Source organism: Rhizobium sp. 57MFTsu3.2 (assembly GCF_012932765.1).
Lineage (GTDB): Bacteria > Pseudomonadota > Alphaproteobacteria > Rhizobiales > Rhizobiaceae > Rhizobium > Rhizobium altiplani.
In genome coordinates this window covers 1-23,940 of record NZ_JDWI01000024.1, presented here as the reverse complement: position 1 = coordinate 23,940, position 23,940 = coordinate 1, and the positions used below count along the sequence as shown (strand labels likewise).

The window sequence follows — 23,940 nt, the reverse complement described above, 5'->3', positions numbered from 1 at the left end:
CCTCATGGCGTTCAATTTCATCAAAAAGGTCTTCACCTTCGGCCCCAAGCCGGAGGAAGAGCAGGCGCCGGGGGCGGTCGAGACGAAAGCGCTCGAAACCGAGCTGGAGCCGCATTCGCGCGAGGAGAACCTTCCGGTTGCCGCAGACCTGGTTCTGGCGGAAGAGGTGGATACGGCCGGCGGGCCTGCCGATGACGTAGCTGAGGACGCCTCGATCGAGGAGCTTGCCGAGCAGGCCGAAGCGTTCACACCCGTTGAGGACGACGTTTCCGAGGTCTTGCCGCCTGAGATGCAGGTAGGCGATGTGGGTCTTGTGCCGCTCTCGTTGCTTGAAGACGAAGCGGAGCTCGATACTCCTGCTGGAAGCACGCTGGGAGAGACGGTTCCTGTTGCGCCTTCCCTGCAGCCGGAAATCGGCGATGAGGCAGAGGATGATAGTGTCGCGGAACTAGCATCTCTCGGCGAAACCGAAGAGACGTCGGCTGCAGAGCTTACAGCTGAAGCCGATGTGGAACAGCAGCCTATCGCCGATCGGGCCTCTCCCGCCGAGCATGAGGTATCTACGCCGGCGGAGGATGATAGCGTTTCCGGAGATATCTCCGTGACTCCCGTTCTTCCAAAGGGATTTGCCACCGGTCCCGCGGCTTCCGAGTCCGCGCCTCTGGTGCCGGCCTCAAGACTTTCCTGGTTCCAGCGCCTGCGCGCCGGCCTTGCCCGCACCTCGTCGCAACTTACCGGCCAGATCGCGGCCCTTTTTACCAAACGCAAGCTCGATGACGACACGCTGCAGGATCTCGAGGATCTGCTGATCCAGGCCGATCTTGGCGTCGAGACGGCCATGCGCGTCACCGATACGCTGGCCTCCGAGCGCTACGGCAAGGACGTCACCGGCGAGGACGTGAGCCGCATCATGGCAAGCGAGATCGCCAAGGTGCTGAAGCCGGTCGCCAAACCATTGCAGCTCGATCTCACCCACAAGCCGCACGTCATCCTCGTCGTCGGCGTCAACGGAACAGGCAAGACCACGACGATCGGCAAGCTGGCGGCCAAGCTCTCGGGCGCTGGCCTCAAGGTGATGGTTGCCGCCGGCGATACCTTCCGCGCCGCTGCCATCGAGCAGCTGAAGATCTGGGCCGACCGCACCAAGTCTGAATTCATCGGCACCAAGCTCGGTGCCGATGCGGCGGGTCTCGCCTACGATGCCTTCGAGCAGGCCAAGGCGAAGAAGTGCGATGTGTTGATCATCGATACCGCCGGCCGCCTGCAGAACAAGGCGGAGCTGATGGCAGAGCTCGAGAAGATCGTTCGGGTTCTCGGCAAGCTCGATCCGGATGCGCCGCATACGGTGCTGCAGACGCTCGATGCGACGACGGGGCAGAACGCCCTGTCGCAGGTGGAAATCTTCAGGAACGTTGCCGGCGTGAACGGACTGATCATGACGAAGCTCGACGGCACGGCGCGTGGCGGCATTCTCGTGGCGATCTCTGCCAAGCACAAGCTGCCGGTCTATTTCATCGGCGTCGGCGAAGGCGTCGATGATCTCGAGCCTTTCGAGGCCGAGGATTTCGCGCATGCCATTGCCGGGCTCGGCCAATAATGCCACAGATATGCCGACAAACACGGGCAAGCGTCTCGTGTGGCACAAACGGATTTGAGATAGAATGACGACAGAGAGCGATATCACCCCAAGCGCGGCCGACCGGCATCACCCGATGCTGAAGCTGGCGCTGGAGCTTGGCCCGCTGCTGATCTTCTTCTTCGCCAACCTGCGCGGCGCCTGGCTGGTCGAAAGGTTTCCGGCTCTGTCGGAGCTTGGCGGACCACTGTTCGTGGCGACGGCCCTCTTCATGGCGGCGACGGTGACCTCGCTGGTGGTCTCGAAGATCATTCTCGGGCATCTGCCGATCATGCCTTTCGTGTCGGGCATCGTGGTCGTCATCTTCGGATCGCTGTCGATCTACTTGCAGAACGAGACCTTCATCAAGATGAAGCCGACCATCGTCAACGCGCTCTTCGGCGTTGCGCTGCTGGGCGGCCTGGCTTTCGGCAAGTCGCTGCTCGGCTACGTCTTCAATGCGGCCTTTCAGCTCGATGCCGAGGGATGGCGCAAGCTGACGATCCGCTGGGGGATCTTCTTCCTCTTCCTGGCGGTGCTGAACGAGGTCGTCTGGCGCAACTTCTCCGATGACTTCTGGATCGCCTTCAAGGTCTGGGGCACGATGCCGATCACCATCATCTTCACCATGGCGCAGATGCCGCTCATCATGAAGCACACTGTGACCTCGGCGGGAGAGACCGAGAAGTGACGACACTGGATACGGCAGAGAGAGCCAAGCACCAGACCTTCTGGTTCGCGGCATGCGGTGCGGTCCTGCTGATCCAGATCATCGCCGAATATATGATGGGCCGCACCCCCATCTGCACCTGCGGATACATCAAGCTTTGGGAAGGCACCGTCAATTCCAGCGGTAACTCTCAGCATATTTCCGACTGGTACACGCCGTCTCACATCATTCACGGCTTCATATTCTACGGCGTTACGCACCTTCTTTTGCGCGGCAAGCCGATTGCGATGCGGCTGCTTCTGGCGCTCGTCATCGAATCCGGCTGGGAACTGCTGGAAAATTCGCCTGTCATCATCGACCGCTATCGAACGGCGACGATCTCGCTCGACTATTACGGCGACAGCATCGTGAACTCGGCAATGGACACGGTCTTCATGGTGATCGGGTTCTTCTTCGCCTCGCGGGCGCCGGTCGCACTGACGATCGCAATCGCGATCTTCTTCGAGCTTCTGACCGGCTACCTGATCCGCGACAACCTGACGCTCAACGTGCTGATGCTGATCTGGCCGGTCGAGGCGATCAAGACCTGGCAGAGTGCGCTCTGATCAGGAGGCCGGCTTGCCGAGCGCCGTCTCCACGGCGTGGAAGAGGCCTTCCCTGAGACTGACATCGTCGAACGGGCCGACCCGCTTGTAGAGGATCGTGCCATCAGGGGCGACGAGATAGCTTTCGGGGATGCCATAGACACCCCAATCGATGGCCGCCTGCCCTTTGGGATCGACGCCGATGGCGGCGAAGGGATTGCCGAGTTCGCCGAGGAAGCGAAGCGCGTTGTCGTTCTTGTCCTTGTAGTTGATGGCAACCACATTGAGCCGGCTGTCCTTTGCCAGTTGCATCAGGATCGGATGCTCGTCGCGACAGGGAATGCACCAGGAGGCAAAGACGTTGACGAGCGTCAGTTTTCCCTTGATGGCACTGTCGGTCAGCGCCGGCAGGTTGGCGCCTTCGAGCGGCGCAAGGTTCAGCGCCGGCGCCTTCGTGCCGATCAGTGCGGAGGGGATTTCCGAGATATTCTTGCCGTGGACGTCCTGATCATAGAGCATCTTTGCTGCGGTGGCTGCGATGCCGGCGAAGACAACCAAGGGGATCAAGGCGACGGCATAGCGTCCAAATCCGCGCTTGGCGGAGTTCGTTTCAGGGGTGGTGCTCATTTGCCATCCGTTGTTCGCGCCGAGCGGCGGCGGATGCCGGAGGCTTCAAGGGCTGCCAGTTCCTTCCGGCGAGCGCGGCCATCGGCCCAGGTCCAAAGGGTAACCGCGGCCGCGACAAGGGCGGCAAAGCCGTAGGCGCCATAGACATAGAAAGCGTGTGTCATGACTATCCCTCGCGGCTTGCCAGGCGGGCGGCCAGTCGGCGCTGAGCGGCGACGCGGCGACGCCAGATCTCGTTGCGGATCGCCATGATATGCAGCGTGAGGAAGAGCGCGGTGAATGCAACGGCCATCGCCAGCAGCGGCCGCAGGAACTCGGGATCGATGGCCGGACCATCGAGGCGCAGCACACTCGCGGATTGATGCAGCGTATTCCACCATTCGACCGAAAACTTGATGATCGGGATGTTGACGAAGCCAACGAGAATGAGGACGGCGCTGACGCGGGCGGCCTTTGAAGGGTCGTCGATCGCGCGATTGAGGGCGATGAGCCCGAGATACATCAGGAACAGAACGAAGACGGAGGTGAGCCGGGCGTCCCAGACCCACCAGGTGCCCCACATCGGCTTGCCCCAGAGGGACCCAGTCACCAGGGCAATCAGCGTGAAGGCGGCGCCGAGCGGGGCTGCGGCCTTCGCCGACACATCCGCCAGCGGATGGCGCCAGACCAGCGTGCCGATCGCCGAGAGGCTCATGATCGTGTAGCCCATCATCGCCAGCCAGGCGGCCGGAACATGGACATACATGATGCGAACCGTTTCGCCCTGCTGGTAGTCGCCTTCTGTCGTGAAGCTGAGATACAGCCCCACGATAAAACAGAGGGCCGTGAAACCGGCCATCCACGGGAGGATGCGCGCGGCCAGCGCCAGAAACCGCGTCGGGTTGGCGAGATCGCTGAATTTCGTGATGGCAAGGCTCGTTTCGCTCATGCTGTTTTCCTTACCGCGATATGCCTGACGCCGCAATCGAGTGCCCGATCAATCCGACGTGTGACGCAGCGCAAGCGCGGCAGCCACCGGTCCGATCACCGCGAAGAAGAGGGTCAGCGCCATCAGGATGAGGAAGGGCGGCAGAAAGGGCGATGGCCCCTCGACCGCCGCGTAAGTGGCACTGACGCCGAAGATCAGCACGGGGATCGTCATCGGCAGCACCAGAATCGACACCAGCAGACCGCCACGCGGCAAGGCGACAGCAACGGCCGCGCCGACGGCACCGATGAAGGTAATCGCGGGAGAACCGACGAGCAGCGTCAGCATGGTCGCGCCGATGGCGGTCTCGCTCATATTCATGAAGAGGCCAAGCAACGGCGAGGCGATAACCAGCGGCAGGCTGGTGGCGACCCAGTGCGCAAGGCATTTGACGAGCACCGTCAGCACCAGCGGCGTTTCCTGCATCAGCATCAGATCGAGTGAGCCATCATCGCGCTCGGCTTGAAACAGGCGGTCAAGACCGAGCAGCGCCGCAAGCAGCGCACCGATCCAGACGATTGCCGGGCCGATGCGGGACAACAGTGCGAGATCGGGCCCGACACCGAAGGGGATGACCGCGACAATGGTCAAGAAAAAGAGAACGCCGATCAGCGCGCCGCCGCCGGCGCGTATCGAAAGCTTGAGGTCTCGCAGAAGCAGGGCAGTCATTCCCACACTCCCGGTCCGGCGTGGGCAAATCCCGCCATCCGCAATTCCTGCGCGCCTTCCAGTCCTAGCGGCTGGTGGGTTGCCGCGAGCACGATGCCGCCGTTGCAGCGATGCGCTTCAACAAGCTCGGCAAACAGACGGTCGCCGCTTTTATCCAGCGCAGCAGTCGGCTCATCAAGGATCCAGACCGGCCGGTGGGCGATAAGCAGCTTGGCGAACGCGAAGCGGCGCTGCTGCCCGGCAGAGAGGTAGCCGAACGGAAGGTGCGTGATGCCCTCGAGACCGACCGCCTCGGCTGCCTCGTCGATCGAGACGGTGGAAGCGCCATGGCTATCGCCAAGAAAGCACCGCCAGAAATCGAGGTTTTCGGCGACCGTCAACTCGCTCTTCATTGCATTGCGGTGACCGAGATAGTGGCTGACTTCCCCGACGCGCCGGTGAGTGTTGCCGAGCGAATCGGTGAAGCTGACCGAGCCCTTTTCCTGATGCAGCAGACCGGCGACGACGCGCAGCAAAGTCGACTTTCCTGATCCATTTTTGCCTGTCAAAACCAGTGCTTCGCCCGATTCCAGGCGAAAGGAGAGGCCTTCGAAAATCAGGTCTTCGCCCCGGCGCGCAGCCAGATTGGCGGCCTCGAGAGACATGACTTTTCCGTGGTTTAATTTTTCAGTCATCGCAACGCAAAAAAATCCGAAATGGGTCACGCACTCTCTGGCACCTTTCATAGAAATTATCTATAAGACCCGCAACCACGCCAGCGGTCGGCGTGAATATCATCCTTGCGCCGAACATGGGCTTCGCTCCACGTGCGGACAGCGGAAATGGCCGTACCCGCATCCTGATGTGCATTACGTGCATAGGCGTCCGCACGATTGTGTTCGCTATCAGAAACGGGGTCTCTCGTGTCTAAATCTCTTGACAGCTTCAATTGTCGTTCCACGCTTTCCGTGAATGGTAAGGACTACGTCTATTACAGCCTGCCCAAGGCTGAGGCGAATGGCCTGCCGGGTGTTTCGAAGCTCCCTTACTCGATGAAGGTTCTGCTTGAGAACCTGCTGCGCTTCGAAGACGGTCAGTCCGTGACGAAGGACCACATCCTTGCTGTTGCCGAATGGCTGAACAACAAGGGCGCTGTCGAAAACGAAATCGCTTATCGCCCGGCGCGCGTGCTGATGCAGGACTTCACCGGCGTTCCCGCCGTCGTCGACCTCGCTGCAATGCGCGACGCGATGGTGTCGCTCGGCGGCGATCCGGAAAAGATCAACCCGCTGGTTCCCGTCGATCTCGTCATCGACCACTCGGTTATCGTCGACGAATTCGGTACGCCGCAGGCGTTCGCCAAGAACGTCGAGCTGGAATACCAGCGCAACGGCGAGCGCTACCGCTTCCTGAAGTGGGGCCAGCAGGCATTCAAGAACTTCCGCGTCGTTCCTCCGGGCACCGGCATCTGTCACCAGGTCAACCTCGAATATCTCGGCCAGACCGTCTGGACGAAGGAAGAGGACGGCGAGACGATTGCTTATCCGGACACCTGCGTCGGTACGGACTCGCACACCACGATGATCAACGGTCTCGGCGTTCTTGGCTGGGGCGTCGGCGGCATCGAAGCGGAAGCGGCCATGCTCGGTCAGCCGGTCTCGATGCTCCTGCCTGAAGTCATCGGCTTCAAACTCACCGGCAAGCTCAAGGAAGGCGTCACCGCGACCGATCTCGTGCTGATGGTCGTGCAGATGCTGCGCAAGAAGGGCGTTGTCTCGAAGTTTGTTGAATTCTTCGGCCCTGGCATGGACAACATGCCGCTCGCCGACCGCGCGACCATCGGCAACATGGGTCCGGAATACGGCGCGACCTGCGGCTTCTTCCCGGTTGACGGCGAAACCATCAACTACCTCAACATGTCCGGCCGCAGTAAGGACCGTATCGCTCTCGTCGAAGCCTACTCAAAGGCACAGGGCATGTGGCGCGAAGGCGATGGTTCGGACCTCGTCTTCACAGATACGCTGGAACTCGACCTCGGCGACGTTGTGCCTGCCATGGCCGGCCCGAAGCGTCCTGAAGGCCGTATCCCGCTCGAAAACATCGCTTCCGGTTTCGCCGGCTCGATGGACACCGATTACAAGAAGCCCGGTCAGCTCTCCAATCGCTACGCGGTCGAAGGCACCGACTTCGATCTCGGCCATGGCGACGTGGCGATTGCCGCCATCACTTCCTGCACCAACACCTCCAACCCGTCGGTTCTGATCGCTGCCGGTCTTCTTGCCCGCAACGCCGTTGCCAAGGGCCTGAAGTCCAAGCCGTGGGTCAAGACCTCGCTGGCACCGGGATCGCAGGTCGTTGGTGAGTATCTGGCGAAGTCCGGCCTGCAGGCCGACCTCGACAAGCTCGGCTTCAACCTCGTCGGCTTCGGTTGCACGACCTGCATCGGCAACTCCGGTCCGCTGCCGGCGCCGATCTCGAAGACGATCAACGACAAGGGCCTGATCGTTTCAGGCGTGCTCTCGGGCAACCGCAACTTCGAAGGCCGTATTTCTCCGGATGTTCAGGCGAACTACCTGGCTTCGCCGCCGCTCGTCGTTGCCTACGCTCTGGCCGGCACGGTCCAGAAGGATCTGACCAAGGAGCCGATCGGTGAAGACCAGAACGGCAACCCTGTTTATCTCAAGGACATTTGGCCGACCTCGCACGAAGTGCAGGACTTCATCCAGAAGTACGTCACCCGCGAACTTTACGAAACGAAGTACGCCGACGTCTTCAAGGGTGATGAAAACTGGCAAGCCGTCAACGTTCCGGCCGGACAGACCTACGCCTGGGATGACAAGTCGACCTACGTGCAGAACCCGCCCTACTTTGTGGGCATGGGCAAGACCGGCACCGGCATCTCCGATATCAAGGGTGCGCGCGTTCTCGGCCTTTTCGGCGACAAGATCACCACCGACCACATTTCGCCTGCCGGTTCGATCAAGGCTGCGTCTCCGGCTGGTGCTTACCTGCTTGAGAACCACGTCGGTGTTGCCGACTTCAACCAGTACGGCACGCGTCGCGGCAACCATGAAGTCATGATGCGTGGCACGTTCGCCAATATCCGTATCCGCAACCACATGCTCGGCCCGAACGGCAAGGAAGGTGGCTACACCATCCACTATCCGTCGAAGGAAGAGGAATCGATCTATGACGCGGCTATGCAGTATAAGGCCGAGGGCGTTCCGCTCGTCATCTTTGCTGGCGTCGAGTACGGCAACGGCTCGTCCCGCGACTGGGCAGCGAAGGGCACCAACCTGCTCGGCGTGAAGGCGGTCATTGCACAGTCCTTCGAGCGTATTCACCGATCGAACCTGGTCGGAATGGGCGTCATCCCATTCGTCTTCGAAGAGGGCACGACCTGGGCAAGCCTCGGCCTGAAGGGCGACGAAATCGTCAGCATCGAGGGCCTTGAGAACATCAAGCCGCGCGAAAAGAAGATCGCCAAGATTACCTACGGGGACGGCACCGTGAAGGAAGTTCCGCTGCTGTCGCGCGTCGATACGCTCGACGAAGTGGTCTACCTCAACAACGGTGGCATCCTGCAGACGGTTCTGCGCGATCTCGCTGCCTGATTGTTAACAGACTTGCATGACAATGGCCGCCGGAAAGAGATTTCCGGCGGTTTTTTGTTTGAGTACGAGGTATTTAGATGCCCGGTCACGCTGATGTGTTTCAGCTTGGCTTCTCCGAAGCTTGGTCTCACCCCTTCGTGACTTTCCGTTTAGATCGGGAACCATTATCTCTACGTTCAGACATCGGAACCTATGGCGAAGGGTGGCGGTGGTTGCTGAAGAAAAGGTGCAGTGAATGTCCCCGCGGTTTCTGATTTCTCTGGTTGCAGGTGTGGCGCTTGCCGGCCCACTGTTTGCCCAGGACGCGCCAAAAGGCGTGGTCGAACTCTTCACCTCGCAGGGATGTTCTTCTTGTCCTCCAGCCGATGCGGCTTTCCGCAAGATTGTCGAGGCTGGCGGCGTTATTGCCCTCGCTTATCACGTCGACTACTGGAACTACATGGGCTGGGCCGACACGCTGAGTTCGAAAGAAAACACCGAGCGCCAGTATGGCTACGCGCAGACCATGGGCCGCGCCAATGTCTATACGCCGCAGGTGATCGTCAATGGTCGTGATCATGTGGCAGGGGCCGACCTGGGCGCGATCAATAAGAAAATCGATAGCTATGCAGCCGAAGGCAAGGGATTGTCGGTGCCGGTCACCGCACAGATGCGCGACGACCAACTCGAGATCAAGATTGGCGCGGGCCAGGGCAAAGCCAATGTCGTCATGGTCTATTTCAACCGCGAGAAGACCATCGAGGTCGAGAAGGGCGAAAACAGCGGTCAGAAGATTGCTTATCTGAACAGCGTTGCCGATGTCGAAACCGTCGGCATGTGGGAGGGCAAGGAAACGAGCTTGACGCTGCCGGCCAGCGTGATGCAGAAGCCGGATCTTGAGGGCTGCGCGATTCTACTTCAATCCTCCACCGCCGACGGCAATCCATCGGCGATTCTCGGAGCGACGGTCGTCATGGCTGGGAAGAATATCTGACCGTTTCATCTGCCTTGCGGATGGAAAACGGGGCGGCCCGGCTGATCGTATTCGGGGCTGGGGTTAAGGTCGATACGGTCAGCCGGGCCCTTTGGCGCGCTGGCGCCAAACTCGCACAAAACCTTTTCAGCAGACCAAATCCGGCAAAAAGATCATGCGCAAATCAGGTGCGACGCGGGTCCGAACGGCCCCGCGGCGCAGTCGTGAGGGAATTTCTCCTCCAAATGAGGCGCTGTTTTGACTGAATTGCGGCGCTCGGGAGATTGCACAGACTATGATTAATGTGACTGATCGCCCGCTTGCAATTTGTAAACGCTAAGGCAAACTGTCATGTACCCGTCACAAGCGGAGGCACAGGGAGACTGATGACAGATCAGCCGGATTTGCGGCGCGGCGAGAGCCGGTCAGCCGACAACAGTTCCTCAGTCGTCGTAGATCTCAAGGAATACAAGCAGAGCAAGGATCCAGCGCCGGTTACATTCCACCGACGCGAGCTCGACGCGATTTTATGGATTTATGGCCGCATGGTCGGCGAGGGCGAGTGGCGGGACTATGCGATCGATCATCTGAAGGATCGTGCCGTCTTCTCCGTTTTCAAGCGATCAGGTGAAATGCCACTCTTTCGCATCGAGAAGAATCCGAAGCTCACTGCCAAGCAGGGTGCTTATTCCGTTATCAATACGCACGGCGTTATCCTGAAGCGTGGGCACGAACTCCCCCAGGTTCTGAAGGTCTTCAACAAGGCGTTGAAGCTGGTCGAGAAGTAGCTCGAGCTCAGGCCTTGAACAGCGTGCCTGGATAGGTCGAGGCATCGGGGTCGGTCGCCGCCCCATCACCCAGGGCACGCTGCATGATCATCGTGTCGAGCCAGCGACCGTGCTTGTAGCCTGTTGCCTTGAGTCGGCCGGTTTCTGCAAAGCCCAGTGTCTGATGCAGGGCAATGGATGCCGGATGCGCGCCGCCGATCACGGCCACCATCTGGCGAAAGCCGAGATCGGTGCAGCGTTGGATCAGTTCGGCGAGCAGCAGCCTTCCAATTCCCTTGCCGCGCGCTTCCGGCCCCAGGTAGATCGAATCCTCGACCATCCAGCGATAGGCCGGCCGCGTGCGGAAGGCCGAGGCGTAGGCGTAACCAAGCAGCCCGCCATTCTCATCGATCGCGGCGATGTAGGGGTAGCTCTGGCCCGTGATTGCGGAAAATCGTGCCGCCATCTCGCTCTCGTCCGGTGGGACGATCTCGTAGCTTGCGACACCGTTCAGTACGGATTCGCGATAGATGGCCGTGATGGCAGGGAGGTCGGATGAGGAAGCGTCGCGGAGGAAGATGGGCATTCGGTCGGCCGGCAGATATGACGTTGGACTCTTCCAGAAATCATCCTCGGCATGATCGAGCAACAAAAAAGGCGGCCGAAGCCGCCTTTTTCGATAACGTTCCTGTTCCTTATTTGCGGTCGCCCATGAACTGCAGGAGGAACATGAAGAGGTTGATGAAGTCCAGATACAGGGTCAGTGCGCCCATGATTGCCTTGCGGCCGGCAACATCCGCGCCGTCTGCTGCGTAGTACATTTCCTTGATGCGCTGCGTGTCGTAGGCGGTAAGGCCTGCGAAGATCAGCACGCCGATCGCGGAGACCGCGAACTGCAGGGCAGACGATGCCAGGAAGATGTTCACGATCGACGCGATGATCAGGCCGAAGAGACCCATGATCAGGAACGAGCCCATCGCGGAGAGATCACGCTTGGTCGTGTAGCCGTAAAGCGACAGCGCACCAAAGGAGGCGGCCGTCACGAAGAACGTCTGCGTGATGCTCGACTGCGTGTAGACCAGGAAGATCGACGAAAGCGACAGGCCCACCAGCGCGGCGTAGACCCAGAAGGTCGTCTGCGCGGCGGCAACGCTCATCCGGTTAATCCTGAAGCTCAGGAAGAACACGGCAGCCAGCGGTGCAAGGATGATCACCCAACGGAGCGGCGACTGGAAAAGCAATACGCCAAACTGCGTCAGCTGGCCGTCCTGGACGGCGAAATTGAAGCCCAGATAGGCGGCTACACCCGTGATCGCCAAACCCAGCGCCATCAGGTTGTAGACCTTGAGCATATAGCTGCGCAGGCCCTGGTCGATCATCTCGCCAGTCTGTACGCGGCCTTGGTAATTACGAAGGTCAGCCATAGTTTCCTCTTATAAGCTCCGGTGTGGACACGGTGGCGGGTCAACGACCCGGGCGCCGCTGCGGAGCCCAGCATGCCTGCACACAATATGAGCCTTTCGGCTTTCGCAAACAAGGCCCTTGCAACCCGCGATCGGGTTAAATCGCCGTAAGGTGAAGGAAATTTCTCCGTTTGATCAATCAGAGTTCGCGCAAAACGGGTGCCGCTTTCTGGCCGAGGATGCGCCAGGTGCCGATGAGTCCGATACCAACGGTCAGGACCAGAGCCGTCACAAGTGTCAGGCCGGCAACATCGGGCAGGAAGTGCGAGGGGATGCGCATGATCCGGGCGGTGATGAACCAGGCCGCAACGCTGCCGGCAAAAAGGGCGAAGACTGCGGTCGCCGCCCCAAGGATCAAATATTCGTAGCAGAAGGCACGGATCAGCATTCGCCTCGTCGCGCCGAGTGTCTTGAGGACGACCGCGTCATGGGTACGGGCGCGGTTACCGGCGGCCAGCGCGCCGGCCAGAACCAGGACCGAGGCGATCAGCGCAACGGAGGCGGCGGCGCGGATCGCCGTCGCCAACTGCGCCACCAGCGTGTTGACGATGTCGATCGCGTCCTTGACCCGCACGCTTGTGATGGTCGGATACGTGTTTGTAACGGACTTCAAGATCGCGGCCTCCTGGCCAGAGGTCGCCGTCGGGTCGGTGAGCGTCGCCAGCCAGGCGTGCGGGGCGCCGCGAAATGTATTCGGCGAGAAGATCATCACGAAGTTGATGGAAAGCGACTCCCACTCGACCTTGCGCAGGCTCGCAATCCTCGCGGTGATGTTGCGGCCGAGCACGTTGACGGTGATAGTGTCACCGATCTTCAGGCCGAGTTCATTTGCCTCCTCGGCAGAGAAGGAGACGAGCGGTTCGCCGCTATAGTCCTTCGGCCACCATGATCCCTCGGTCAGCGATGCATTTTCCGGCAGCGTTTCCGAATAGGTGATGCCGCGGTCGCCACGCAGCACCCACTGGCCACCCGGCGGAACCTTGCGCTTGGTGACATCCTCGCCGTTGAAGGCGAGGATCCGGCCGCGCAGCATCGGCACTTCGACCAGTTTGCCGTCCGGCGAACCGGCTTTGACGACGCTGCGAAATGTCTCGAGTTCCGACCCCTGAATGTCCACGAAGAAAAAATTCGGCGCGCCGGCGGACATGCGCCCGGTCAGTTGCTGGCGCATGTTGCCGTCGATGAGGGTGAGCGTCACGAGCAGTGCGAGGCCAAGACCGAGAGACAGGACGACGGAGGGCGTCAGTGCGCCAGGCCGGTGGATGTTGCCGATTGCGAGCCGCAAGGCTGGCGAATTCACCCGCGGGCTGCGGCGCGCCAGCCAAGCAATGCCGGCTGCGACAAGCCGCAGGATCACGAAAGCGAAGGCGATCGCGCCGACAAAGACGATCGCGATGAAACGATCATACGCGGTTACGACGGCAAGGCCGGCAAGGGCAACAAGAAAGGTCGCAGCGAGAAGGATGTAGGGCCAGGAAGGCAAGCCCCGCGCCTCGAAGCCCTGCTCGCGGAACAGGGCCGTTGCCGGAACCTTTCGTGAATGCCCAAGCGGCATGATGGCAAAGGCCAGCGTTGTCAAAATACCGAAAAGGACTGCGAGGGCCAGAGCCCCGGGGTAGAACGTCAGAGCCGTGGAGACGGGCAGGAACTGCGCCAGAAATTGCGACGCTACGATTGGCGCCAGCGCCCCGATGACGAGGCCGATCACCATCCCGCCCAAGGCAATGATGGCGATCTGGAAAAGATAGATCAACACGACGGTCGCGGCGGGCGCCCCAAGGCATTTGAATGTCGCAATGGTCGTGCGCTTGGAATCGAGGAAGGCACGCACGGCATTCGCGACGCCGACACCACCGACGATCAGGGCCGTTAATCCGACCAGCGTCAGGAACTGCGAGAAACGCTCAATGTTCTCCGTCAGTGCAGGGGCCGCCCGGTCGCTGGTGCGGATAGACCAGCCGGCCGACGGAAATTCCTTCGCGGCGCGATCGCGCAGCGTGGATCTTTCGGCCGGGTTGTCCATGCGAATCTTGTAGGCATGCTCGACCAGGCTACCGGTCTGGATGAGGCCGGACGCCTTCAGTGCTTCCCTGCTCACAAGGAGTCGGGGCGCGAAACCAAAACCTTCCGAAACCGCGTCCGGCTCCGTCTTGACCGTACCGGTGATGTTCAGAATGACATTGCCGAGGAGGATCTCATCTCCGATGGAGAGGCCAAGCCGATCCAGCAGAAGCGGAGCGGCTACCGCGCCATAGGTACCGCTCTGCCCCGACAGAAGCCCGTGCAGCGGATAATTCGGTTCGGCCGCGAAGGTGCCGTAGAGCGGATAGGCGCCATCGACTGCCTTGACCTCGACCAGCGCCTGATCCGAGCCGTCGGGCTTGCGTGCCATCGAGCGCAGGCCCGTCGACACCGATACTTTGCCGAAGCCGCGCAAGAAGTCCATTTCGGCTTCCGTCGCCTCGCGATTGTTGAGCTCGAAGCGTGCGTCGCCGGCCAGAATCTCCTGACCTTGCGTGGCGATCGTGTTGGTGATGGACTGCGAAACCGAGTTGACGGCTGCAATGGCGCCGGTGCCGAGAGCGATGCAGGCCAGAAAGATGTAGAAGCCGCGAAGGCCGCCGCGCAGCTCGCGGAGCGCGAGACGAAAGGCGAGGGAGACGCGCGGGGTCAGCAATGTCATGCAATCGCCGCCTCAGGCTGGACAGGCGCACTATCGCTCTCAATCTGGCCCGAACGAACCCGAATCTGCCTGGAGCAGCGTTTGGCGAGCGCGGTGTCGTGGGTGACGAGCAGCAGCGTCATGCCGCGCTCGGCCTGTTTGGAAAACAGGAGATCCGCAATCTGCCGGCCGGTGTCGGTGTCGAGGTTGCCGGTCGGTTCGTCGGCGATCAGCAGCGCCGGTGACGGTGCGAGCGCGCGTGCAATCGCCACCCGTTGCTGTTCGCCGCCGGAAAGTTGGCCGGGATAGTGGTTCAACCGATCGCCAAGCCCGACGGATTTCAGTTCGCGGCGGGCGATTTCGAACGGATTGGGAAGGTTAGCGAGCTCCAGCGGCACAGCGACGTTTTCCAGGGCCGTCATGTTGGCGATCAGGTGGAAGGATTGGAAAACGATACCGATATTGCGGCCGCGGAAGTCGGCCATCTCGTCTTCACTCAGGGCATGCAGCGGTGTGCCGCTGACATTGATTTCGCCACTATCGAGCCTTTCCAGCCCTGCGAGCACCATCAGCAACGTCGATTTTCCGGAACCCGATGGTCCGACGATGCCGACCGACTCTCCGGTGCCGATCGTGAGGTCGATGCCCTTCAAAACATGGACGGAGGCGGCGGCGCTGCCAAGCGTCAAATCGGCGCGCTTCAACTCGATGATGGTTTTTGCCAACAGTATTCGCCCTATATAGATGCCGATTGTCTTGCCAATCTAGGGAAAGCGGAATGAGTTTTAAAGTTGCCGGCCTTCACATCGCCGTCATTGTTGCGTCGATGGCCTTTGCGGTCGTAGCCAATGCAAAGACAATCAGCCTGGTCGGTTTTGGCGACAGCCTGATGGCGGGCTACCAACTCCCTCCCGGTGATGGCTTTCCAGAAAAGTTGCAAGCAGCCCTGACAGCCAAGGGTGTCGAGGTATCGATCGCGAACGCGGGCGTGTCCGGCGACACGACGGCCGGTGGTCTTGCGCGAATCGATTGGTCGGTCCCCGACGGCACCGATGGCGTGATTCTCGAACTGGGCGGCAATGATGCCCTGCGCGGCATCCCTCCGGAGGAAAGTGAAAAGAACCTCGATCAGATGATTGCTCGGCTAAAGGAACGTGGTGTTGCGGTCCTTCTCGTCGGTATGCTGGCACCGCCGAACATGGGCGGCGACTATGCGGGGCGCTTCAACCCGATCTACGCGAAACTCGCGCAAAAACATGGCGTTGCGCTCTATCCCTTCTTTCTCGACGGTGTCGCCCTCGATGCCGGTCTGAAGCTTGAGGATGGGATGCACCCGAACAGCAAAGGAATCGATGTGATGGTCGAAAAGATGGAGCCGGCTATCACGCAATTCTTAGGAACGATTTCTACTGTGAAGAATTAGGGACTTGCGCAGGTGTTCAATGCGTGATTCCGTGTGAGCACCTGCAAAAGATTCGGGGAGTGCTCGTTATGCCGAGACTGTTTACCGCCCTCGAAATTCCGCGCAATGCCGCGATGAGCCTCTCATTGCTGCGCGGTGGTCTCCCTGGTGCAAGATGGATCGATGTGGAAAACTACCACATCACTTTGCGCTTCATCGGCGATGTCGATGGACGCACGGCAGACGAAATTGTCGATCGGCTCGACCGCATCGACCGGCCCGAATTCCAGATACGTCTCGATGGTATCGGCGCATTCGGGTCCAAAAAACCGCATTCGGTGTGGGCCGGCGTCTCGCCTTCACCCGAGATGTACGCCCTCCAGGCGGAAATCGAGCGGATCTGCCAGCGCATCGGATTGCCGCCGGATCCCCGCAAGTTCACGCCGCATGTCACGCTGGCGCGGTTGAAGTCGTCGCGGGTCGACGATGTCGTGCACTATCTCGCCGGGCGTGGAAACTTCCAGACGTCGGCCTTCACCGTTCCGCGCTTCGTTCTCTTGTCGTCGAGGGAATCGGTCGGCGGTGGGCCTTATTTGACGGAAGAGATCTTCCCTCTCCATGAGGCATTGTCGGTGCCCAGCGTCTCGAGCAGCTTCCTGCAGCCGGCAAAGAGCCTGGCGTAGACGCGTTCGAAGCCGTCGCTGTCGCCGAAATAGGGGTCGGGTATATCCTCGCCGCTCGCCAAAGCGAAGTCGCCGAACAGGCGGATATTTGCGGCTCCCGGGCTCATGCGATGCAGTTCGGCGACATTTGCGCGATCCATCGCGAGGATCAGGTCGAAGCCGCTGAAATCCTTCATCCTGATCTGACGGGCGCGTTGCCGGGAAATGTCGATCCCGTGGCCTCTCGCGGTGGCGATCGAGCGCCGATCCGGATGCTCGCCCTCATGCCAACCGCCGGTGCCGGCCGAGTCGATCTCAAAACGATCGGCAAAGCCGGCCACATCGACGAGGTGCGAGAGGATCCCCTCGGCAAGAGGCGAGCGGCAGATATTGCCCATGCAAACAAACAGGATGCTAATGCGTTTCATCTGTGGTCCATGACGGAAGAGAAGGGACAATCGCATGAAACGGGAAAAACTGGAACGGCAAGCCATCGCTGCCGAGCTCGCCAAGCTCGACGGCTGGTCGCTCGACGCCGCCGGCACGGCGATATCGCGAAGCTTCAAGTTTCGCAATTTCGTTGAGGCGTTTGGCTTTATGACCGAAGCGGCACTTGCTGCGGAACGGCTCAATCACCATCCCGAATGGTTCAACGTCTATTCGCGCGTCGATGTAAAGCTTAACACCCATGATGCTGGCGGCTTGACGGAACTCGATTTCAAGCTGGCGGCAGCGATGGAGAAGGCGGCGGTGCGCCGACTTGATTGAATCCGGTGCCGCCGTCACCATATGTGCGCGTGAAAGAGAGGACCAATCGGAATGGACGACGTCAAATTCGGTGAGATCCTGCTGCCGGGCGACGATGATACGCAAAGCCGGCGCGAAGAGACAGTGCGCAAGAAATTCTGGCCGACCTTCAAGAAGGCCGTACGGCAGATCCCGTTCGCGCGCGATGTCGTCGCTGCATTCTACTGCGCGATGGATCCCCAGACGCCGACAAGGGTGCGCGGCGTTCTGCTGGCGGCACTCGCCTATTTCGTCATGCCGGTTGACATGATCCCTGATGTTTTTGCCGTGATCGGGTTTTCGGATGACGTAGCGGTCCTTTCCGCGGCCTTCGCCATGGTCAGCAGGCATCTGAAACCGAAGCACTATGAAGCAGCGGACCGTGCGCTCGCCGATAAGCCTGAAGGCATGAAGACGATCTAGCGTTACCTCAGGCGCCCTCGGCCTCCAGAACCTTTCTGAGCTTTCCGAAGGCAAGCCGGATGCGGGATTTTACCGTCCCGAGCGGCAAGCCGGTCGCCTCGGCGATTTGCGAATGGGACTGGCCGAGAAAGAAGGCGGCGCGGAGCATTTCTCGCTGTTCTTCGGGGAGTTGGCTGACAGCGGCGCGAATATGGGCATCGCGATCGTCGTTTACGAGGATCTCGTCTGCGCCGCTTTCGGCGACCGGCTGCAATGCCGGGTCTGCCTGATCCAGTGTGCGTGCTTTGGCCCGGCGCTGGAGATCGATCCGACGGTTGCGGGCGATGCGAAAAAGCCAGGTCGACAGAGAGGATCGCGCTGCATCGTAAAGCTCGGCTTTGTGCCAGAGCACGATCATCACTTCCTGAACAAGCTCCTCTGCCTCGCCGCTCGACATTCTTTGGCGAAGTAACCACGATTTAAGGCGCGGTGCGAAGTAATCGAACAGCACGGTGTATGCCTCCTGGTCGCGGCGTTCCGCAACGGCCCTTGCGAGGGCGGCGAAGCGCTGTTTCTCTTCGGCATCCATGTCCGGCCTAAAGCCCCCTGGCTCAGCGAGTTCTCCAGCGGATTTCTAATACTTATTGACGTACAACGGTTTCTGAAAAGGTCAAACTCTTGCCTGAATCTTTATGTCTTAGATTCATCCGTGACGTTGAGCCGTGTGCGCACGCGGCATCACTTCATTACGGGCGAGGCGCCGCGTCCGATGTTGACACTTGGGTGAGAATGGAACAGGCAGGGACTTCTCGCAGTCCCCGTTGACGCTTTGGTAACCTGAATTAAGTCAAAATAAAGCAGATCGTGATTATGCGCCGCCCGTTCGCTTCGGGCTCGAATCGCAAGAACCGGCAGGATATCCATGTTTCTTAGAAGTACCGCAATCGCCATTTCCCTCGTTCTCGCCGGCGCCGGCATTGCATCCGCTCAGACCAAGAAGTCGCAGCCCGCGGCGCAGCCACAGGCAGCGCAGCCCCAGGCTACTCAGGCTTCGACAGCGCCGACCCGGATCCAGCAGTTCCAGGCTTGGGGCGCCTATTCCTACAAGTCCGGCGCGAGCACTGTCTGCTACGTTCTGTCCGTGCCGACGGAAAAGAAGCCGGCCGGCATCGATCACGGCGACAACTTCTTCATCGTCTCGCAGCGCCCCGGCCAGAACATTTCCTACGAGCCGCAGGCAATGATGGGCTACACCGTCAAGGAGAACTCGAAGATCGATGTCGTGATCGACAACAAGACCTTCGTGATGTTCACCAAGGACAAGGCCGGCTGGGTCGAGAACGCAGCCCAGGAGCCGGCGCTCGTCGCGGCGATGAAGGGTGGCCACTCGATGACGGTCAACGCGACATCCCGCAAGGGCACACCGACCTCCTACAGCTACTCGCTGTCCGGGATTTCCGCTGCACTGAAGCAGGTTGAGGGCTGCAAGTAAGCCTTCGGTTACGGTGACGAAATTTCAGGAGGCCGGCCTTGTGCCGGCCTTCGTCGTTTCCATCTATAGTGACGCGCGGCGAAAATGATGCTAAAGGCCCGCGCAACAGCGGATAGATTGCGGCTTTGCCGCCCGGTCCGCATTCAATTTCTGCCATCATGCCTGTCGTGCCCGCAAGTCATCCGGCTTACCGGGGCGATTGCATGTTGAATTCGGGATAAGAGACTATGTCCGTCATGGATGCGATGACTGTTACCAAGCCTGCCGGCGTGTTGCCGCAGCTCGACGCCGGCCAGAAGCCCTCGCTGATCGGCCTGAGCCGCGAAGAGATGGGGGCTGCGCTGCGCGAAAAGGGCGTGCCGGACAAACAGATCAAGATGCGCGTTGCCCAGCTCTGGAACTGGATCTACGTGCGCGGCGTCTCCGATTTCGATCACATGACGAATGTCGCCAAGGACATGCGCGAGATGCTGAAGCAGCATTTCACCATCGCGCGTCCCGAGATCGTCGAGGAGCAGGTGTCGAACGACGGCACCCGCAAGTGGCTGCTGCGTTTCCCGCCGCGCGGGGCGGGGCGACCGGTCGAGATCGAGGCCGTCTACATCCCGGAAGAGGGTCGCGGTACGCTTTGCATCTCCAGCCAGGTGGGCTGCACGTTGACCTGTTCCTTCTGTCATACCGGAACGCAGCGGCTGGTCCGCAACCTCACCGCTGAAGAAATACTCTCCCAGCTTTTGCTTGCCCGCGATCGGCTCGGCGATTTCCCGGACCGCGAAGCGCCGCAAGGAACGATCATGCCTGCCGAGGGCCGCAAGGTCAGCAACATCGTGATGATGGGCATGGGCGAGCCGCTCTACAATTTCGATGCGGTGAAGCAGGCGCTGCTGATCGCCACCGACGGCGACGGACTGTCGCTCTCCAAGCGCCGCGTGACGCTGTCGACGTCAGGCGTGGTGCCGGAGATCTTCCGCACCGGCGACGAGATCGGCGTGATGCTGGCGATCTCGTTGCACGCGGTGCGCGACGACCTGCGCGACATTCTGGTGCCGATCAACAAGAAGTATCCGCTGAAGGAACTGATCGACGCCTGCCGCAAATATCCCGGCCTGTCGAATGCCCGCCGCATCACCTTCGAATATGTGATGCTGAAGGACGTCAACGACAGCCTGGAGGATGCCAAGGGCCTCGTTCAGCTGCTGAAGGGTGTGCCGGCGAAGATCAACCTCATTCCGTTCAACCCGTGGCCGGGCACCAACTACCAGTGTTCCGACTGGGCGCAGATCGAGAAGTTCGCCGATTTCATCAATTCGGCCGGCTATGCCTCGCCGATCCGCACGCCGCGCGGCCGCGACATTCTCGCAGCCTGCGGTCAGCTGAAGTCGGAATCGGAGCGCATGCGCAAGACCGAGCGGCTGGCCTTCGAGGCGATGATGATCGCCAACCATGGCGCCGACGACTGATCAGCAAGTTTGATCCGTTCAGTGTTTTCTAATGATTGATTTCATGGCCTGCTTTTCCTAGAAGCAGGCCAAAATCATGTCTGGAGGATACCCCAATGCGTTCAATTCTGCTTGCTGTTGCGGCCACGTTGGCCCTGACCCTGCCTGCCAAGGCCGAAGACGTGACCGTCGCGGTCACCGCGATCGTCGAGCATCCGGCGCTTGACGCCGCACGCAAGGGTGTCCTCGATGTGCTGACGGCCGCAGGCTACAAGGAAGGCGAGAACCTGAAGTTCATGTTCGAGTCTGCGCAAGGCAACCCGGCAACGGCTGCGCAGATTGCCCGCCAGTTCGCAGGCGAGGGCCCGAACGTTATCGTGCCGATCTCCACGCCATCCGCTCAGGCGGTCGTTTCCGCAACACGCGACATTCCGGTTGTCTTCACGGCCGTTTCCGATCCGCTCGGTGCCCAGCTCGTCAAGAACATGGACAAGCCCGGCGGCAACGTCACCGGCCTGTCCGACATGTCGCCGGTTGCCGAACATGTCGCGCTCATCAAGGAAATTCTGCCGAACGCCAAGACGATCGGCTATCTCTACAACTCCGGTGAGGCAAACTCCGTGTCTCTGCTCGCCGTTCTGAAGACGGAAGCCGAGAAGGCAGGCATGAAGGTCGTCGAGTCTGCGGCCACCAAGTCCGCGGAAGTGCAGGGTGCCGCCCGTGCCCTCGTCGGCCGTGCCGATGCCATCTATGTCCCGACCGACAACACGATCATCTCCGCACTTGAAGGCGCGGTTGCCGTTGCCGAAGAGAGCAAGCTGCCGCTCTTCACCGCCGACACGGATTCCGTCTCGCGCGGTTCGGTCGCCGCCCTCGGTTTCAACTACTACGATGTTGGCAAGCAGACCGGCGAAATCGTCGTTCGCATCCTCAAGGGCGAAAACCCGGGCGATATCCCGGTGAAGGTTGCTGCCGGCAGCGATCTGGTCGTCAACAAGGGTGCAGCCGCCAAGATGGGCGTCACGCTGCCGGAAAGCGTCTTGAAGCGCGCGACGAAGACGATCGACTGATCGCCGCATATTTTGGAGAAACCAGCCATCCAGCCGCTCCCGTTTAACGCGGGGGCGGCTGATGGTATTAAAAGCTTGGGTCCGGTAACAGGCGGACCGAGTCAGAAGAAAGGGCATGAGCCTTGAGTCAGATCGCATTCTGGGGAGCCGTGGAGCTGGGGCTGGTTTATGCCTTCGTGGCGCTCGGCGTTTACCTCGCATTTCGTGTGCTGGATTTTCCGGATCTGACGGTTGACGGCTCCTTCCCTCTCGGGGCTGCCGTAACGGCGGTGTTGATCATCGCTGGCGTCAATGCCTGGCTTGCTGCGCTTATCGCCATGGTCGCGGGTGCTGCGGCAGGTCTCGTTACCGCGATGCTCAACGTGCGCTTCAAGATCCTCAACCTGCTGGCCTCGATCCTGACGATGATCGCGCTCTTCTCGGTCAACCTGCGCGTCATGGGCAAGCCGAACGTCGCGCTGATCAATGCGGATACGATGATCAGTCCGTTCTTCGGTCACGGCCTGCGGGATTTCTATGTTCGACCGCTGTTCGTCGGCGTCCTTGTCGTGGTTGCCGTGATCGTCGTTTGGCGCTTCCTTGAAAGCGACTCGGGTCTGGCGATGCGCGCGACCGGTGCGAATGCCCGAATGGCCCGCGCGCAGGGCGTCGACACCAGCCGCCAGATCTATCTCGGCATGGCGATCTCGAATGCGCTGGTTGCCTTCGGCGGCGCGCTCTTCGCGCAAACCAACGGCTTTGCGGACGTCACCTCGGGCGTCGGAACGATCGTCGTCGGGCTTGCGGCCGTCATCATCGGCGAAACGCTGCTTGGCCGTCGTGGCCTGCTGATCGCGCTGGTCGGCTGCGTGCTCGGTTCGATCCTCTACCGTATCGCCATCCAATTGGCGCTCTCCACCGATGTTATCGGGCTGCAAGCCTCGGACCTTAATTTCGTGACGGCCGTTCTGGTGACAATAGCGCTCATTCTTCCCCGTCTTCGCCGCGGAGGTGCCGCATCGTGATCACGCTCAAGGACATCAAGGTCGTCTTCGGCAAGGGCACGCCGCTGCAGAAACAGGCACTGAACGGCGTCAGCCTGACCATCGAGGAAGGTTCGTTCGTCACCGTTATCGGTTCGAACGGCGCCGGCAAATCGACGCTGCTCGGCGTTCTTGCCGGTGATGTTCTCGCCAGCGAAGGCCAAGTCCTGATTGGCCATACCGATGTCACGCGCAAATCGACGGCCGCTCGCGCGGGCCTCGTTGCCCGTGTCTTCCAGGATCCGTTGACGGGAAGCTGCGGCTCGCTGTCGATCGAGGAAAATCTTGCGCTTGCGGCGCGTCGTGGTGAAAGGCGCGGGCTCGTATCAGCGCTCGGTCCGAAGCGGCGCGAACATTTCCGCGATCGGATTGCCGAGCTCAATCTCGGTCTCGAGAATCGGATGCGGGACCGCATGGACCTGCTATCGGGTGGTCAGCGTCAGGCGGTGTCGCTTGTGATGGCGACGCTTGCCGGCTCCGAAGTGCTGCTGCTCGACGAGCATACGGCAGCGCTCGATCCAGGGATGGCAGAGTTCGTCATGGGCCTCACGCAGACGATCGTCTCGGAGCGCAAGCTGACGACACTGATGGTCACGCACTCCATGCGCCAGGCGCTCGATTATGGCCACCGCACGATCATGCTGCATGGCGGCGAGGTCGTTCTCGATGTCAGCGGCGACAGCCGCAAGACGCTGCAGGTCGAAGACCTGATCGCGATGTTCCGCAAGATGCGCGGCCAGACCCTGGACGATGACGCGCTGCTGATCGGCTGAGGATAGACAGCTTCCGGGAAGCCAGAGCTTCCCGGCGATCGCTTAGAGCCTTTCATGTTTTGACGGAAGCGTAGCCAGCATTTGAGAAGTAGTTGGCGCATTCCTCTGGCTTGATGGTGTCGGCGAGTAAGCCCAGATGGCGCCAGGTTTCCTCGATGGTTCGCTTTTGCGCCTGGCGCATCCAGTGCTTGATCTTGGCGAAGGCCTGCTCGATCGGATTAAGGTCGGGGGAATATTTCGGCAGGAACCAAAGTCTGGCGCCGACAGCCCTGATAGCATCGCGGATGACCTTGGCTTTGTGAGAGCCGAGATTGTCGAGGATG

At 60.6% G+C, this 23,940-nt stretch carries 27 protein-coding genes; 15 read left to right on the top strand and 12 right to left on the bottom strand.

Going from position 1 to position 23,940, the window contains the following annotated elements:
• The first annotated feature begins 4 nt into the window (after positions 1-4).
• The 3 genes from ftsY (at position 5) to AF71_RS22255 (ending at position 2,890) form a co-directional block, all read left to right on the top strand.
• A complete protein-coding gene (gene ftsY, locus AF71_RS22265) occupies positions 5-1,597 on the top strand; it encodes a signal recognition particle-docking protein FtsY (protein WP_018855816.1) in 1,593 nt (530 codons plus the stop codon).
• Between the two features lie 64 nt (positions 1,598-1,661).
• The gene (locus AF71_RS22260; protein WP_018855815.1) at positions 1,662-2,306 is read left to right on the top strand and encodes a septation protein A; all 645 of its coding nucleotides are present in this window, start codon (positions 1,662-1,664) and stop codon (positions 2,304-2,306) included.
• Entirely contained in the window at positions 2,303-2,890 is a 588-nt protein-coding gene (locus AF71_RS22255) for a DUF2585 domain-containing protein (protein ID WP_169683141.1), read from the top strand. Before AF71_RS22260 ends, AF71_RS22255 begins: the two co-directional genes overlap by 4 nt.
• Here AF71_RS22255 and AF71_RS22250 read toward each other — a convergent pair whose 3' ends face one another.
• From AF71_RS22250 to ccmA, 5 genes are read right to left on the bottom strand one after another with little or no spacing between them, the layout of a single operon-like run.
• Positions 2,891-3,496, bottom strand: a complete 606-nt coding sequence (locus AF71_RS22250; RefSeq protein ID WP_169683140.1) for a DsbE family thiol:disulfide interchange protein — start codon at positions 3,494-3,496, stop codon at positions 2,891-2,893. It abuts the gene before it with no gap.
• Positions 3,493-3,660, bottom strand: a complete 168-nt coding sequence (ccmD, locus tag AF71_RS22245) for a heme exporter protein CcmD (RefSeq protein WP_062374100.1) — start codon at positions 3,658-3,660, stop codon at positions 3,493-3,495. Before ccmD ends, AF71_RS22250 begins: the two co-directional genes overlap by 4 nt.
• Before the next feature lie 2 nt (positions 3,661-3,662).
• Entirely contained in the window at positions 3,663-4,424 is a 762-nt protein-coding gene (locus tag AF71_RS22240) for a heme ABC transporter permease (RefSeq protein ID WP_169683138.1), read from the bottom strand.
• A gap of 48 nt (positions 4,425-4,472) precedes the next feature.
• Positions 4,473-5,132 (bottom strand): heme exporter protein CcmB, encoded by a 660-nt coding sequence (gene ccmB, locus AF71_RS22235; protein ID WP_113469726.1) that lies wholly within the window; start codon positions 5,130-5,132, stop codon positions 4,473-4,475.
• The gene (ccmA, locus tag AF71_RS22230) at positions 5,129-5,776 is read right to left on the bottom strand and encodes a heme ABC exporter ATP-binding protein CcmA (protein WP_018855809.1); all 648 of its coding nucleotides are present in this window, start codon (positions 5,774-5,776) and stop codon (positions 5,129-5,131) included. The genes ccmB and ccmA overlap by 4 nt, the downstream gene beginning before the upstream one ends.
• Before the next feature lie 258 nt (positions 5,777-6,034).
• On the opposite strand from ccmA, the gene acnA reads away from it, so the two are divergent.
• The 3 genes from acnA (at position 6,035) to AF71_RS22215 (ending at position 10,465) form a co-directional block, all read left to right on the top strand.
• Positions 6,035-8,725, top strand: coding sequence for an aconitate hydratase AcnA (acnA, locus tag AF71_RS22225; protein ID WP_026371598.1), 2,691 nt, complete (start codon positions 6,035-6,037; stop codon positions 8,723-8,725).
• A 235-nt stretch (positions 8,726-8,960) separates the two neighbouring features.
• Positions 8,961-9,698, top strand: coding sequence for a thioredoxin family protein (locus AF71_RS22220; protein WP_018855807.1), 738 nt, complete (start codon positions 8,961-8,963; stop codon positions 9,696-9,698).
• A 365-nt stretch (positions 9,699-10,063) separates the two neighbouring features.
• Positions 10,064-10,465, top strand: coding sequence for a DUF2794 domain-containing protein (locus AF71_RS22215; protein ID WP_018855806.1), 402 nt, complete (start codon positions 10,064-10,066; stop codon positions 10,463-10,465).
• Between the two features lie 7 nt (positions 10,466-10,472).
• On the opposite strand, the gene AF71_RS22210 is transcribed toward AF71_RS22215, so the two are convergent.
• The 4 genes from AF71_RS22210 to AF71_RS22195 form a co-directional block, all read right to left on the bottom strand.
• A complete protein-coding gene (locus tag AF71_RS22210; protein ID WP_026371597.1) occupies positions 10,473-11,030 on the bottom strand; it encodes a GNAT family N-acetyltransferase in 558 nt (185 codons plus the stop codon).
• A gap of 109 nt (positions 11,031-11,139) precedes the next feature.
• Positions 11,140-11,868 (bottom strand): Bax inhibitor-1/YccA family protein, encoded by a 729-nt coding sequence (locus AF71_RS22205; RefSeq protein WP_018855804.1) that lies wholly within the window; start codon positions 11,866-11,868, stop codon positions 11,140-11,142.
• A gap of 178 nt (positions 11,869-12,046) precedes the next feature.
• Entirely contained in the window at positions 12,047-14,590 is a 2,544-nt protein-coding gene (locus AF71_RS22200; RefSeq protein WP_169683136.1) for an ABC transporter permease, read from the bottom strand.
• Positions 14,587-15,294 carry an ABC transporter ATP-binding protein gene (locus tag AF71_RS22195; protein ID WP_018855802.1) on the bottom strand — a complete coding sequence of 236 codons (708 nt, stop codon included), beginning with the start codon at positions 15,292-15,294 and terminating at the stop codon, positions 14,587-14,589. The genes AF71_RS22200 and AF71_RS22195 overlap by 4 nt, the downstream gene beginning before the upstream one ends.
• 53 nt (positions 15,295-15,347) lie before the next feature.
• Between AF71_RS22195 and AF71_RS22190 the strand changes: the two genes are divergently transcribed.
• On the top strand, positions 15,348-15,992 hold the full coding sequence (locus AF71_RS22190; RefSeq protein ID WP_113469729.1) for an arylesterase: 645 nt from the start codon (positions 15,348-15,350) through the stop codon (positions 15,990-15,992).
• A 68-nt stretch (positions 15,993-16,060) separates the two neighbouring features.
• Positions 16,061-16,654: an RNA 2',3'-cyclic phosphodiesterase gene (gene thpR, locus AF71_RS22185; RefSeq protein WP_083929825.1), complete on the top strand. Its 594-nt coding sequence runs from the start codon at positions 16,061-16,063 to the stop codon at positions 16,652-16,654.
• Here thpR and AF71_RS22180 read toward each other — a convergent pair.
• A complete protein-coding gene (locus AF71_RS22180) occupies positions 16,561-17,061 on the bottom strand; it encodes a low molecular weight protein-tyrosine-phosphatase (RefSeq protein WP_113469730.1) in 501 nt (166 codons plus the stop codon). The genes thpR and AF71_RS22180 overlap by 94 nt on opposite strands.
• A 34-nt stretch (positions 17,062-17,095) precedes the next feature.
• Between AF71_RS22180 and AF71_RS22175 the strand changes: the two genes are divergently transcribed.
• The gene (locus tag AF71_RS22175) at positions 17,096-17,401 is read left to right on the top strand and encodes a 4a-hydroxytetrahydrobiopterin dehydratase (RefSeq protein WP_169683135.1); all 306 of its coding nucleotides are present in this window, start codon (positions 17,096-17,098) and stop codon (positions 17,399-17,401) included.
• 51 nt (positions 17,402-17,452) lie between these two features.
• Complete coding sequence (locus AF71_RS22170; protein ID WP_018855797.1) at positions 17,453-17,842, top strand: YkvA family protein; 390 nt, start codon at positions 17,453-17,455, stop codon at positions 17,840-17,842.
• Between the two features lie 7 nt (positions 17,843-17,849).
• On the opposite strand, the gene AF71_RS22165 is transcribed toward AF71_RS22170, so the two are convergent.
• Positions 17,850-18,410, bottom strand: a complete 561-nt coding sequence (locus AF71_RS22165; protein ID WP_113469732.1) for a sigma-70 family RNA polymerase sigma factor — start codon at positions 18,408-18,410, stop codon at positions 17,850-17,852.
• Positions 18,411-18,743: 333 nt separating this feature from the next.
• Here AF71_RS22165 and AF71_RS22160 point away from each other — a divergent pair, with 333 nt between their 5' ends.
• The 5 genes from AF71_RS22160 (at position 18,744) to AF71_RS22140 (ending at position 23,617) form a co-directional block, all read left to right on the top strand.
• A complete protein-coding gene (locus AF71_RS22160; RefSeq protein WP_018855795.1) occupies positions 18,744-19,313 on the top strand; it encodes an invasion associated locus B family protein in 570 nt (189 codons plus the stop codon).
• A gap of 227 nt (positions 19,314-19,540) precedes the next feature.
• On the top strand, positions 19,541-20,773 hold the full coding sequence (rlmN, locus tag AF71_RS22155; protein ID WP_018855794.1) for a 23S rRNA (adenine(2503)-C(2))-methyltransferase RlmN: 1,233 nt from the start codon (positions 19,541-19,543) through the stop codon (positions 20,771-20,773).
• A gap of 95 nt (positions 20,774-20,868) precedes the next feature.
• Positions 20,869-21,822, top strand: a complete 954-nt coding sequence (locus AF71_RS22150; protein WP_169683132.1) for an ABC transporter substrate-binding protein — start codon at positions 20,869-20,871, stop codon at positions 21,820-21,822.
• 122 nt (positions 21,823-21,944) lie between these two features.
• Complete coding sequence (locus tag AF71_RS22145) at positions 21,945-22,826, top strand: ABC transporter permease (RefSeq protein WP_016556625.1); 882 nt, start codon at positions 21,945-21,947, stop codon at positions 22,824-22,826.
• Positions 22,823-23,617 carry an ABC transporter ATP-binding protein gene (locus AF71_RS22140; protein WP_018855792.1) on the top strand — a complete coding sequence of 265 codons (795 nt, stop codon included), beginning with the start codon at positions 22,823-22,825 and terminating at the stop codon, positions 23,615-23,617. Before AF71_RS22145 ends, AF71_RS22140 begins: the two co-directional genes overlap by 4 nt.
• A 52-nt stretch (positions 23,618-23,669) precedes the next feature.
• On the opposite strand, the gene AF71_RS22135 is transcribed toward AF71_RS22140, so the two are convergent.
• Positions 23,670-23,940: transposase (locus AF71_RS22135; RefSeq protein WP_210258344.1), on the bottom strand; the 271-nt coding region annotated here is incomplete at its 5' end.